Genomic DNA, 12466 nt, shown 5'->3' on the forward strand with positions numbered 1-12466 from the left:
AATTACTTACGCAGTTCGACGCGACGGTTCTGAGCCCAGGATTGCTCGTCGTTACCGGTAGCAACTGGACGCTCTTCGCCGTAGGAAACCAGTTCCAGTTGGGCTGGGGAAACGCCTTGCAGTACCAGGTAGCGCTGTACGGCTTTAGCACGACGCTCGCCCAGGGCCATGTTGTATTCGCGAGTACCACGCTCGTCGGTGTTGCCTTCCAGGACGACGCGAGCGCCATTGCCTTTCAGGTCTTTGGCGTGAACGTCCAGAGCGCGCATGGCTTCTGGCTTCAGGTCCGAGCTGTCGTATTCGAAGTAGAAGGTGGTGATTGCGCGCAGAGCGGCTTCTTCGCTCAGGGAACCGTCAACAGCACCGGTGTTAGCGCCGTAACCAGCGTTTGGATCAACAGCGCCTTCACCAGCGTTGTCGCCGCCCTTGGAGGAGCAACCTACAGCTACAGCCATGGCCAGAGCCAGCGCAGCAAACTTACCAAACTTCAGCATTTCCATCGTGAAACTCCTAATGAACCCCAATGTGTTAAGTGTTACGTAAAGCGCCGCGTCAGTTCAGGTAAGGGGACCAGGACGGTTCTCTGACTTCGCCTTGAGCGGTAGGAAGCGGGAGCCTCACGCGTCCGTTGAGAGAGACGAGCATCAAGACTCCCCGGCCCTGCTGGCGGGTGGCGTAGATTAGCATGGTGCCGTTGGGCGCAACAGTGGGTGACTCATCAAGACTTGTTTCAGAGAGGATTTTTACACTTCCTCGCTGCAAATCCTGCGCGGCCACCTTGAAGTTGGTGAAACCTTGCTGGCGATGAATCATTACCAGGGTCTTTTCATCCGCCGACAGTTTAGGGTTGGCGTTGTAGTTACCCACGAAAGTTACACGCTCGGCACCACCACCCGAAACGTTGGTTTTGTAGATCTGCGGCTTGCCGCCACGATCCGACGTGAAATAGATGGTCGAACCATCCTTGCCCCAGAACGGCTCGGTGTTGATACCCGGGCCGGCCGTGACACGCGACATCTGGCGCGAAGCCATGTTCATCACATAGATGTCAGGGTTGCCGTCCTTGGACAGCACGAACGCCAGGCGCGAACCATCGGGCGACCAGGCTGGTGCACCGTTGAGGCCTTCGAAGTTGGTGATCTGCTCACGACGGCCAGTGTCGATGTGCTGTACGAAGATACGCGGACGACGCTGTTCGAACGACACATAGGCAATGCGCTTGCCGTCTGGCGCGAAGCGCGGCGACAGGATCGGCTCGCGCGACTGCAGCAGGGTCACGGCGCGGGCGCCGTCGTAGTCCGAACGCTGCAACGTGTAACGAGTGTTGTCCTTGGAGAAGCGTTCGGCGGTGACGTACAGCATGCGCGTGGAGAACGCACCCTTGATGCCGGTGAGCTTCTCGAACGACTGGTCGGCAATGTAGTGCGACATGTCACGCAGCTGGTCGGTAGTGCCCGAGACGCTGCCGGTCAGCACTTGCTGCTCGGTGGCGACGTTGAACAGCGCATATTGCACCTGCAGGCGACCGCCCGCTGGCACGATGCTGCCTACCATCACGTACTGGGCGCCCAGGGCCTTCCAGTCGCGGAAGATGACTTCGCTGGCCTGGCTAGGCTGGCTGATCATGTTCTGGCGCGGAATCGGCGCGTAGTAGCCGGAGTTGCGCAGGTCATTGCCAATGATATCGGCCATGTCCTCGGGCAGCACACTGCCACCCTGCAGGGCGAACGGCACGACCGCGATCGGCGTGGCACGGTCACTGCCGCTGGTGACCAGGATGTTCTTTTCTTCTGCAACGGCCATCCCTGCTGCGCAGCAGAGAACGACCAGCAGTCCTCTAAGAAGGTTAATCACAAGGCTAGATCCTCAGGTGTGAATGTCATCTTGAATGAACGATAGGGATTGAATTCGCTCGGTTTCAAGCCCTGCATTTCGGTCAGGCGGCCAATGTTCTTGACCGCTGCTACCGCAGAAGCATCGAACGGACCATCACCACTGGAGCGTGCAACGCTCACCGTGGTCACGGTGCCATCGGGCAACATGCCAATCTGCAGGACCACCGTCATGTTCTTGCGTGCAGAAGGTGGGCGCGCCCAGCCTTCGGCTGCGCGGGCACGTATCAGGTCGTCGAAGTCGCCGGCCACCTGGTCACCCTGCTCGTCGGCCAGCGCCTGCTGCCGTTCGGTAGAGTCGGACAACAGCTCGGCCAGGGCCTGGGCTTTCTTGTCTTCCGCCGCCTTGCGCGCCGCTTCTGCTGACTTCTTCTTGGCCGCATCGGCTGCGGCTTTCTTCTTGGCATCCTCGGCGGCCTTTTTCTTGGCCTCTTCGGCTGCCGCTTTTTTCTTCGCATCCTCGGCTGCCTTTTTCTTGGCATCCTCGGCGGCTTTCTTCTTGGCGTCTTCAGCGGCCTGCTTCTTGGCCTCTTCTGCTGCCTGTTTCTTGGCCTCTTCCTCGGCTTTCTTCTTGGCGAGGTCGGCCTGCTGTTTCTCTTCGACCTTCTTGGCTTCCTCGGCTTTCTTGGCCGCGTCCGCTTTTTTGGCCTCGTCGGCTTTCTTGGCCTCGTCGGCCTTCTTGGCTTCGGCCGCCTCGCGGGCTTCTTCGGCCTTTTGAGCCGCCTCTTCTTTCTTTTGTTCCGCAGCCTTCACCGCTTCCTGCTTCTGCTGCTCGACCTTCTTCTGTTCCATCTGCTCGACTTCGGTCTGGCGCGCAGCGGTTTTCTTCGCTTCACCCGCAATCTTCTGATTGGTCTGGGTGGTGGCCTGACTTTTGGACTTCAGCTGGTACAGGGTCGCCTGGACAATAGGCTTGGCCGGCGGCAGTTCCGGGGTCATGGCAAAGCTGACGAACAGCATGCCGAACACCAGAACGTGCAGCGCGATGGCCCAGACGCTGGGCCAGAAATAGCTTTCCGAGGCGGATGGCTCTCGCTGTTGCATCAGGGCGCCTCGGTAATCAGGCCAACGTTACCGACACCGGCCTTCTGCAACCCGCCCATGGCGCCCATCACCGCGCCATAGTCGACGGCCTTGTCGCCACGGATGAACACCTGGGTCTGTTTGCCCTGGTCACGTCCGGCCGCGATGATCTTGGTCACCGCGTCGGTCATTTGCGGCAAGGTCATGGCCTTGTCCATCTGCTTTTCGGTGTCGACTTCGCTGCCAAGGTTCCAGAAATAGGTCTTGTCGGCCTTGATCGAAATGGTAAGGATCTGGACGTTGTTGTCCTGCGGCAAGGCTTCGCTGGAAACCTTGGGCAGGTCGACCTTCACGCCCTGGTTGAGCATCGGTGCGGTCACCATGAAGATGACCAGCAGTACCAACATCACATCGATGTAGGGCACCACGTTCATCTCCGCGACCGGCTTGCGTTTGTGTCGAACTCGAGCCATGGGCTTTTACCTGATCACTCTTCGCTGGTGTGCACTTTACGGTGCAGGATGGCCTGGAACTCGTCGGCGAACGTGTAGTAGCGGCCGATCAAGACTTCACTGCGTGCAGCGAAACGGTTGTAGGCAATAACTGCCGGGATTGCGGCGAACAGGCCGATCGCGGTGGCGATCAGTGCCTCGGCGATACCCGGAGCCACAGTGGCCAGGGTCGCCTGCTGGGCCGAAGCCAGGCCGCGGAAGGAGTTCATGATGCCCCATACGGTACCGAACAGACCGATGTACGGGCTGGTGGAACCGACGGTGGCGAGGAACGGCAGGCTCTGTTCGAGCTTCTCTTCTTCACGCGAGATGGCCACGCGCATGGCCCGGCCAACGCCTTCCATCACGGCGTCAGGGTCGACACCCGGTTGCTGGCGCAGGCGCGAGAACTCCTTGAAGCCGGCACGGAAGACCTGCTCCACACCCGAGTCCGGGTCCGGGTTGCTACCGGCCTGGCGGTACAGCTTGGACAGGTCGATGCCCGACCAGAAGCGCTCCTCGAAGCTTTCCAGCGCACGACGACCGGCACGCAGCATGGTGCTGCGCTGAAAAATCATGATCCACGAGGTCACCGATGCGGCCACCAGAATCAGCATGACCAGCTGCACCACGATGCTGGCATTACTGACCAGGCTCCACATGGAGGTATGGTCGACGACGTTAGCTTCCACGCTTAATCTCCTGCAATTGTTTGGTTACCCGCACCATCCGCCGCCACAAAGGCTGCACGCAGCTCGGAAGGAATGGCCCGGGGTTTGAACGTATCGGCGCGCACACAGGCCACCAGGAACTGCCCCTCGCAGAGCAGCGTTGCATCACGCTCGCGCCAGACCTGCTGCACGAAGCGCAGGCTGGCACGATTCAATTCAAGCACTTGTGCGGTGACCCGCAATTCATCGTCCAGGCGGGCCGGCGCGTGGTAGCGCGCCTCGCTGGAATGAACGACGAACAAGGTGTTCTGTTCTGCCATCGCAGACTGGGCAAAGCCCAGCTCGCGCAACCGCTCGGTGCGGGCACGCTCCATGAATTTCAGATAATTGACGTAATACACCACGCCGCCCGCATCGGTGTCCTCGTAATAGACGCGACAGCGATGTGCGAACGACTCAACCCCATTTTGCGCGCGCATACTCTAGTGCTAACTCCTCAGCTTGCCAATCCGCCCCACCAACTGTTTTTAACGGATTATGTCGTATTGCCAGCGCGACTCATGCGTGTCCGCCGATAGGACCACGAAAACGCCGGATAAGTCTGTCATTCATCGGCCAGGTCGGAAAAACCCTCGCCGTTGACCGACTCGCCCATGCGGCCCGGAATGTTCAGGCCAAAGTGCAGGTAGGCGTGCCGGGTCACCACGCGCCCACGGGGTGTGCGCATGATGTAGCCCTGCTGGATCAGGTAGGGCTCCAGCACGTCCTCGATGGTGTGACGTTCTTCGCTGATCGCCGCCGCCAGGCTGTCAACACCCACCGGGCCACCGTCGAACTTCTCGATCATGGTCAGCAGCAGGCGCCGGTCCTGGTGATCGAAACCACGCTCGTCCACGTCCAGCAGGTTCAGCGCCAGGTCGGCGATGGCCTTGGTGATGTCACCTTTGCCACGCACCTCGGCGTAGTCGCGTACACGACGCAGCAGACGGTTGGCGATACGCGGGGTGCCGCGGGCGCGCCGGGCGATCTCGAAGGCGCCCTCGTCCTCGATCGGCAGGCCCAGAATCCCGCCCGAGCGGCTGACGATGGTGGCCAGGTCTGCGGTGTTGTAGAACTCCAGGCGCTGCACGATACCGAAACGGTCGCGCAGCGGATTGGTCAGCATGCCGGCGCGGGTGGTTGCCCCGACCAGAGTGAACGGCGGCAAATCGAGCTTGATCGAACGTGCGGCCGGCCCCTCGCCGATCATGATATCCAGCTGGAAGTCTTCCATGGCCGGGTACAGCACTTCCTCGACGATCGGCGAAAGCCGGTGAATCTCGTCGATGAACAGTACATCGTGGGGTTCCAGGTTGGTCAGCAGCGCCGCCAGATCGCCCGGGCGCTCGAGGATCGGCCCGGAGGTGCTCTTGATCGAAACGCCCATCTCCTGCGCGATGATGTTGGCCAGGGTGGTCTTGCCCAGACCCGGCGGGCCGAAGATCAGCGTATGGTCCAGCGACTCGCTGCGCCCACGTGCCGCCTGGATGAACAGCGCCATCTGCTCGCGCACCACTGGCTGCCCGATGTACTCGTCCAGGCGCAATGGCCGGATCGCCCGGTCCTGGACCTCTTCGCGGTCGCGCCCGGTAGCGGCTATGAGTCGGTCGGCTTCGATCACTTAAATCATCCCCTTGAGGCTGCGCCGGATCAGCTCTTCGCTGCTCAGGCCCTTGGCATCGATGGCCGCCACGGCGCGGCTGGCTTCCTGCGGCTTGTAGCCCAGCGAGATCAGCGCGCTGACCGCATCGGTTTCGGCAGTGGAGGCACTTGCCACCGGCTGCGGGCCGTCGGACACCAGGGTAAACAGGCTTGGCGCGGTTTCCCAGGCCTTGAAGCGGTCCTTGAGTTCGACCAGCAGGCGCTCGGCGGTCTTCTTGCCCACCCCCGGCACCTTGACCAGCGCCGAGGTGTCCTGGGCCTGCACGCAGCGTATCAGGTCGTCGACCTCCAGGCCCGACATCAATGCCAGGGCCAGCTTGGGCCCTACGCCGTTGAGGCGGATCAGCTCGCGGAACAGCTCGCGCTCGCGCTTTTCGTGAAAGCCATACAGCAGGTGCGCGTCTTCACGTACCACCAGGTGGGTGTGCAGCGTCACTGCCTCGCCAACCTTGGGTAGGCGATACAGGGTGGTCATCGGCACCTCGAGCTCGTAGCCCAGGCCGTTGACATCGACAATCAGGTGCGGCGGCTGCTTTTCAGCCAGGGTACCGCGCAAACGTCCAATCACGTTCAGGTCCTTTATCCAGGGCGCCGGGGCGATCAAGCCCGCCATCAGCCGCCATGATTGCAAGCCGGCGGTGGCCGGCAAGCGAAATTGTGTTAACCGATGATGCTATCAGAGCCGCAGGCGGCCACTGCGGCTGCGTGCAGCGCCCAGCCCGTGCGGCACCAGGCTGGAACGGGTATGGGCATGGCACAGGGCGATGGCCAGGGCATCGGAGGCGTCTATCTGCGGCTTCTGGGTGAGCTTGAGCAGGTGCATGACCATCATCTGCACCTGCTCCTTGTTGGCCCCGCCCGTACCGGCGACCGCCTGCTTGACCTGGGTGGCACTGTACTCGGCGATCTCCAGGCCCTCTTCGACCCCGGCGACGATGGCGGCGCCGCGCGCCTGGCCGAGCTTGAGCGCCGAGTCGGCGTTGCGCGCCATGAACACCCGCTCGATACCCATGGTCACCGGCCCGTGCAACTGGATGATTTCGCGCACGCTGCGGTATACCACCTGCAGGCGCTCGGGCAGCTCGCCGCTGCCGGTACGGATGCAACCGGAGGCCACGTACTCGCACCCGCGCGCCGTGTGGCGCACCACACCATAGCCGGTAATCCGCGAGCCGGGGTCAATACCAAGAATCAGAGTCATATCGCCTGCGCAACCAGTGGCGCACCGGGGCGCCATTAAAAAGACAGAAGCCGGACCCGTCACAGGCACAAGGTGCCTGCGGACGAATCCGGCCTCGAGTACGCCAGAACTGAACCTTAGCCGAGTTGTTCCATGACTTCGTCAGGAATTTCGGCGTTGGAATACACATTCTGCACATCGTCCAGGTCTTCAAGCATGTCGATCAGCTTGAGCACCTTCTGTGCGCCCTCCAGGTCGAGTTCGGCGCTGGTGGTCGGCTGCATGACGATTTCCGCGTCCGCAGCCTTGAAGCCGGCAGCCTCCAGGGCAGTACGCACCGCATAGAAGCTGGCAAACGAGGTGAACACGTCGAACGAGCCATCTTCGTTGCTGACCACGTCGTCGGCATCGGCCTCCATCGCCGCTTCCATCAGCGCGTCTTCATCGACACCGGCGGCAAAGCTGATCTGCCCCTTGCGCTCGAACAGATAGGCCACCGAGCCATCGGTGCCCAGGTTGCCACCGCACTTGCTGAAGGCATGGCGCACGGCCGCGGCGGTGCGGTTGCGGTTGTCGGTCATGGCCTCGACCATGATCGCCACGCCGCCCGGGCCGTAGCCTTCGTAGCTGAGCTCTTCGACATTGTCGGCTTCGGTTGCGCCTGCACCACGGGCCACGGCGCGATCGATGATGTCGCGGCTCATGTTCGCGCCCAAGGCCTTGTCCAGCGCCAGGCGCAGGCGCGGGTTGGAATTCGGGTCACCACCGCCCTGCTTGGCAGCGACGGTCAGCTCACGAATCCACTTGGTGAAGATCTTGCCTCTCTTGGCATCCTGGCGCTCTTTGCGGTGCTTGATGTTCGCCCACTTGGAATGACCCGCCATAACTGACTCCAGAAATCCTTGAAACAAAACCACGCCCCCGCCAGAAGAAAACCTGGCGTGGGCAATCAATTCGGTATGCCGTAACGCAAAGGCGCATCCAAGTGGATGCGCCCCGGGCCCGCTTACTCAGCCTTGGGCTGTTCGCGCAGACGGATGTGCAGCTCACGCAGTGCCTTGGCATCGACCAGGCCTGGGGCCTGGGTCATGACGCACGCAGCGCTCTGGGTTTTCGGGAAGGCGATCACTTCACGAATCGACTGGGCGCCGGTCATCAGCATCACCAGGCGGTCCAGACCGAAGGCCAGGCCACCGTGCGGCGGTGCACCGAACTTCAGCGCGTCGAGCAGGAAGCCGAACTTCTCTTCCTGTTCCGCCGCCTCGATGCCCAACAGGCGGAACACGGCCTGCTGCATCTCTTTGCGGTGGATACGGATCGAACCGCCACCCAGCTCGGTGCCGTTGAGCACCATGTCATAGGCGCGCGACAGCGCGGTGGCCGGGTTGGCCTCCAGCTCTTCAGGGGAGCATTTTGGCGCGGTGAACGGGTGGTGCAGCGCCGTGAAGCTGCCATCGTCGTTCTCTTCGAACATCGGGAAGTCGACAACCCACATCGGTGCCCATTCGCAGGTCAGCAGGTTGAAGTCGTTGCCGACCTTGATGCGCAGCGCGCCCAGGGCTTCGCTGACGATCTTGGACTTGTCGGCACCGAAGAACACGATGTCGCCATCGACCGCGCCCACGCGATCGAGGATCACGTTCAGGTTGGCCTCGGGGATGTTCTTGACGATTGGCGACTGCAGGCCCTCGACGCCCTTGGCGCGCTCGTTGACCTTGATGTACGCCAGGCCCTTGGCACCGTAGATGCCGACGAACTTGGTGTACTCGTCGATACGGCTGCGCGGCATGCTCGCCCCGCCCGGTACACGCAGTGCGGCAACGCGGCATTTCGGGTCGTTGGCCGGGCCGCTGAACACCTTGAAGTCGACCGCTTGCAGCTGGTCGGCCACATCCACCAGTTCCAGCGGGTTGCGCAGGTCAGGCTTGTCCGAACCGTAGCGGCGCATGGCCTCTTCGAAGGTCATGTGCGGGAATTCGCCGAACTCCAGGTCGAGGACTTCCTTGAACAGTTTGCGGATCATGCTTTCGGTCAGGCCCATGATCTCGGTCTCGTCCAGGAAGCTGGTCTCGATGTCGATCTGGGTGAATTCCGGCTGGCGGTCGGCGCGCAGGTCTTCGTCGCGGAAGCACTTGGCGATCTGGTAGTAGCGATCGAAACCGGCCACCATCAGCAGTTGCTTGAACAGCTGCGGCGATTGCGGCAGGGCAAAGAAGCTGCCGGCGTGGGTACGGCTTGGCACCAGGTAGTCACGCGCGCCTTCCGGGGTAGCGCGGGTCAGGATCGGCGTCTCGACGTCGAGGAAGCCGTTTTCGTCGAGGAAGCGACGGATGCTGGTGGTGATGCGCGAGCGCAGACGCAGCTTCTCGGCCATCTCCGGACGACGCAGGTCGATGAAGCGATAGCGCAGGCGGGTCTCTTCACCCACGTCGGAGTACTCGTTGAGCGGGAACGGCGGGGTTTCCGCTTCGTTCAGCACTTCGAGCTCGTAGCCCAGCACTTCGATGGCGCCCGAGGCCATGTTGGCGTTGACTGCGCCTGCAGGGCGCGGACGCACCTTGCCGGTGATTTTCACCACGTACTCGCTGCGCACGCGGTCGGCGGCGGCAAAGCTTTCTGCGCGGTCCGGGTCGAACACGACCTGAGCCATGCCTTCGCGATCACGGATGTCGAGGAAGATCACCCCGCCGTGGTCGCGACGACGATGGACCCAGCCGCAAAGGGTAATTTCCTGACCTTCCAGGCTCTCGTTCAGTTGGCCGCAATAGTGGCTGCGCATCATGATGGTGGTTTCGCTTCTCGTCATTCGTGAATTCGGGTGTGGACCTTGCCGGCCCCAGGGGGCCCATAGTGCAAGACCCTGGCAGTACAGTTCAACTCAGTCGGCCTTGTCGGCGCCCGCCAGGTTCTTTTTGGTGCCGGTCTTGAAGTCGGTTTCATACCAGCCGGTGCCGCCCAGGCGGAAGCCCGGGGCAGAAATCAGCTTCTTCAGGGCAGGTGCCTGGCAGGCCGGGCAATCGGTCAGCGGCGCTGCGCTGATCTTCTGCAGAACTTCCATCTGGTGGCTGCAGGAACCGCATTGATAGTCGTACAGGGGCATTGGCGTATCTCGTTGACCACTGCGCGGGCCGCGCCACGCAGCAAAAAGCGGGATTATATATGGTTAACCGGGGCTGTGCAGCCCGCCCGCCGTGCCAGCGCACGAATGGTTCAGGGCTTGGCGCCGCCCCCCAGCACGTAGACCACGCAGATCACCCGCACCAGGCCGCTGAAATTCTTGACGCCGCCGTGGCGAAGGTGGACTTCGCGGTCCACATGGGACAGCACCGCATTGACCGTACACCGGTTGGCGGCGGCAATGCGCTCGAGGATTTTCCAGTAGACCTCTTCCAGGCGCAAGCAGGTGGCGAAGCCGTTGAGTCGCACCGAACGCGACAGCGGGCGCGCCAGGCCCATATTGAAATCTGCCTGAAAAGGATCACCAGGGGCCATACGAAGTTGCTCGGCGGTGCATGCACGTTCATTCACGACTCGCGACATATTCATCCCACGCATTGACTGACAGGAAGTTCATCACCGGGATACTTGCTATCCAGGTACCTGCCTATGAAGCGCTGTTCATCGTATTGCAACCAGCAGACCGCGAGCCTGCGCAGCGTAGGAATAACCTTTTAGTTGAGTTCATGTACCACACCTGCTGAAACTGTTCCACGCCGGCCGCAGCACGCAGGAAGTACCCATTAAAAAGCCCGATTCCTCTAAGGAAGAATCGGGCTTGCGTCTTTCAACAGGCGCCTTTACAGGCGCCGAACACTCACTTGGCCAACAGCGAGCGCAGCATCCAGGCAGTCTTTTCATGGGCCTGCATGCGCTGGGTCAACAGGTCGGCGGTCGGCTCGTCGCTGACCTTGTCCAGCAACGGGAACAGGCTGCGCGCGGTACGCACCACGGCTTCCTGGCCATCGACCAGTTGCTTGATCATCTCTTCAGCCGCCGGCACACCTGGCTCCTCCTTGATCGAGGACAACTTGGCGTAGGTGGAATAAGTACCCGGCGCCGGGAAGCCCAGTGCACGAATTCGCTCGGCGATGGCATCGACTGCCAGGGCCAGTTCGTTGTACTGGCCTTCGAACATCAAGTGCAGTGTATTGAACATCGGCCCGGTCACGTTCCAGTGGAAGTTATGGGTCTTCAAGTACAGTACATATGTATCCGATAACAGATGCGACAAGCCGTCAACAATGGACTTGCGATCTTCTTCACTGATACCAATATCAATTGCCATGTACATTTCCTTCCTGTGATGTCAGTTCAACATGCTGGAAGCACTGTACCAAGAGTTGCGCGTGCCTGCAGCTCCGATTGCCGGTCTGGCGTGCGACACAGGGCTGCAGCCGCGCGGCCCGTTTGGCCCGCTGATTTGAGAAGCACCCGGCTTTGCTGTTAAATAGGCACTGTGCCGTCATTGCGCATTTTTTGTGCAATGGCGCATAGGCTGCAGCCACGCTTTGGCGCCTCATCGGTAACCGCGCACCGTGGGTTCAGCTCTTCCTGTGATATGCCTGAATAAAATGTGAGCCAAACCACCATGTTCAAGATCGTTCACCTGTTGACGGGCGCAGCTGCCTTGCTGCTGTCTCTGATTCCTAGCCTGAGGGGCGAAGCTGTCCCTTTCCTGCAACAACCCGATGCCATCTACCTGGCGCTGTTCGGGCTGCTCAACCTGATCCTGGTGCCTGTGCTGCCAATGCACTACCGCGGCGCGCGCCAGTACCTGCAACACACTGCCAGCGCGCTGCTGGTGCTTGCAGTGGTATTGCAAGCGGTCACTGTGCTGCTGCGCCCGGAGCTGGGCAATGTCGCGGCCATGGTCTGCGCCCTGCTGGCCGTGCTGCTGCATCTGGTGGCGGGCCTGGCCAAGGTTGGCCGTGCGCGCAGCCAGGCACCTGCCTACGACATGAGCAACCGCGACACGGGCACCGTGAAGTGGTTCAACACGTCCAAGGGCTTTGGATTCATTTCGCGGGATTCCGGCGATGACATCTTCGTGCACTTCCGGGCCATTCGTGGCGAGGGTCACCGGGTGCTGGTGGAGGGTCAGCGTGTGGAGTTTTCGGTGATGAACCGGGACAAGGGCCTGCAGGCCGAGGATGTGATTGCGGCACCGCGTCGCTGATCCTCGCGTGAAGAACCGCGACGGCCACTCGGCCGATCGCGGTTTTTTTACGCCTACTCACCCGCCCTGTTCTGCTGTCGATCTGCACTGAGCCTTTAGGCCCGCTGCGCGAGGCGCATGCATCAATAGTGCGGGGGCGGCGCTTCTTCCTCGTTGGACTCGTACTGCCCCACCATCTCCTCATAACGCTTGAGCAGCGCGCCCATCTGCAGCTGCAGCCGTTCAACCACCCGCTGCTGCTCCACCAACACATCGTTCAGCGCCAGCAGCGTATCGTCCTGAAATGCCAGACGACTCTCCAACTCGGTTACCCGTGCTTCCAGGGTCATGAT

At 61.4% G+C, this 12466-nt stretch carries 16 protein-coding genes; 1 reads left to right on the forward strand and 15 read right to left on the reverse strand.

Going from position 1 to position 12466, the window contains the following annotated elements:
• Nucleotides 1–2: 2 nt before the first annotated feature.
• From pal to ACPRTJ_RS03720, 14 genes are all read right to left on the reverse strand, one after another.
• Nucleotides 3–500: a peptidoglycan-associated lipoprotein Pal gene (pal, locus tag ACPRTJ_RS03655; RefSeq protein WP_042121796.1), complete on the reverse strand. Its 498-nt coding sequence runs from the start codon at nt 498–500 to the stop codon at nt 3–5.
• 52 nt (nt 501–552) lie between these two features.
• The gene (gene tolB, locus ACPRTJ_RS03660) at nt 553–1803 is read right to left on the reverse strand and encodes a Tol-Pal system beta propeller repeat protein TolB (RefSeq protein WP_213085823.1); all 1251 of its coding nucleotides are present in this window, start codon (nt 1801–1803) and stop codon (nt 553–555) included.
• 47 nt (nt 1804–1850) lie between these two features.
• Entirely contained in the window at nt 1851–2936 is a 1086-nt protein-coding gene (gene tolA / locus ACPRTJ_RS03665) for a cell envelope integrity protein TolA (RefSeq protein ID WP_043864239.1), read from the reverse strand.
• Nucleotides 2936–3388 carry a protein TolR gene (tolR, locus tag ACPRTJ_RS03670; protein WP_043864240.1) on the reverse strand — a complete coding sequence of 151 codons (453 nt, stop codon included), beginning with the start codon at nt 3386–3388 and terminating at the stop codon, nt 2936–2938. Before tolR ends, tolA begins: the two co-directional genes overlap by 1 nt.
• 14 nt (nt 3389–3402) lie before the next feature.
• Entirely contained in the window at nt 3403–4098 is a 696-nt protein-coding gene (tolQ, locus tag ACPRTJ_RS03675; RefSeq protein ID WP_043864241.1) for a protein TolQ, read from the reverse strand.
• 2 nt (nt 4099–4100) lie between these two features.
• Nucleotides 4101–4556, reverse strand: a complete 456-nt coding sequence (gene ybgC, locus ACPRTJ_RS03680) for a tol-pal system-associated acyl-CoA thioesterase (RefSeq protein WP_043864242.1) — start codon at nt 4554–4556, stop codon at nt 4101–4103.
• A gap of 125 nt (nt 4557–4681) precedes the next feature.
• The gene (gene ruvB, locus ACPRTJ_RS03685) at nt 4682–5737 is read right to left on the reverse strand and encodes a Holliday junction branch migration DNA helicase RuvB (RefSeq protein ID WP_043864243.1); all 1056 of its coding nucleotides are present in this window, start codon (nt 5735–5737) and stop codon (nt 4682–4684) included.
• On the reverse strand, nt 5738–6346 hold the full coding sequence (gene ruvA, locus ACPRTJ_RS03690; protein ID WP_043864300.1) for a Holliday junction branch migration protein RuvA: 609 nt from the start codon (nt 6344–6346) through the stop codon (nt 5738–5740). It abuts the gene before it with no gap.
• 108 nt (nt 6347–6454) lie between these two features.
• Nucleotides 6455–6979 (reverse strand): crossover junction endodeoxyribonuclease RuvC, encoded by a 525-nt coding sequence (ruvC, locus tag ACPRTJ_RS03695; RefSeq protein WP_043864244.1) that lies wholly within the window; start codon nt 6977–6979, stop codon nt 6455–6457.
• 116 nt (nt 6980–7095) lie between these two features.
• Nucleotides 7096–7842: a YebC/PmpR family DNA-binding transcriptional regulator gene (locus tag ACPRTJ_RS03700; protein WP_043864245.1), complete on the reverse strand. Its 747-nt coding sequence runs from the start codon at nt 7840–7842 to the stop codon at nt 7096–7098.
• A 122-nt stretch (nt 7843–7964) separates the two neighbouring features.
• Nucleotides 7965–9740 carry an aspartate--tRNA ligase gene (gene aspS / locus ACPRTJ_RS03705; protein WP_043864301.1) on the reverse strand — a complete coding sequence of 592 codons (1776 nt, stop codon included), beginning with the start codon at nt 9738–9740 and terminating at the stop codon, nt 7965–7967.
• 96 nt (nt 9741–9836) lie between these two features.
• On the reverse strand, nt 9837–10058 hold the full coding sequence (locus ACPRTJ_RS03710; protein WP_043864246.1) for an FmdB family zinc ribbon protein: 222 nt from the start codon (nt 10056–10058) through the stop codon (nt 9837–9839).
• A gap of 110 nt (nt 10059–10168) precedes the next feature.
• Nucleotides 10169–10498 (reverse strand): ribbon-helix-helix domain-containing protein, encoded by a 330-nt coding sequence (locus tag ACPRTJ_RS03715; protein ID WP_054914974.1) that lies wholly within the window; start codon nt 10496–10498, stop codon nt 10169–10171.
• A gap of 274 nt (nt 10499–10772) precedes the next feature.
• A complete protein-coding gene (locus ACPRTJ_RS03720; RefSeq protein WP_043864248.1) occupies nt 10773–11243 on the reverse strand; it encodes a Dps family protein in 471 nt (156 codons plus the stop codon).
• Nucleotides 11244–11546: 303 nt separating this feature from the next.
• Here ACPRTJ_RS03720 and ACPRTJ_RS03725 point away from each other — a divergent pair, with 303 nt between their 5' ends.
• The gene (locus ACPRTJ_RS03725; RefSeq protein WP_043864302.1) at nt 11547–12134 is read left to right on the forward strand and encodes a cold-shock protein; all 588 of its coding nucleotides are present in this window, start codon (nt 11547–11549) and stop codon (nt 12132–12134) included.
• A 122-nt stretch (nt 12135–12256) separates the two neighbouring features.
• Here the strand turns inward: ACPRTJ_RS03725 and ACPRTJ_RS03730 are convergent, their stop codons facing one another.
• Entirely contained in the window at nt 12257–12463 is a 207-nt protein-coding gene (locus ACPRTJ_RS03730; protein WP_043864249.1) for a SlyX family protein, read from the reverse strand.
• Nucleotides 12464–12466: the final 3 nt, after the last annotated feature.

The sequence above is a fragment of the Pseudomonas palmensis genome (genome assembly GCF_049942755.1).
Lineage (GTDB): Bacteria > Pseudomonadota > Gammaproteobacteria > Pseudomonadales > Pseudomonadaceae > Aquipseudomonas > Aquipseudomonas palmensis.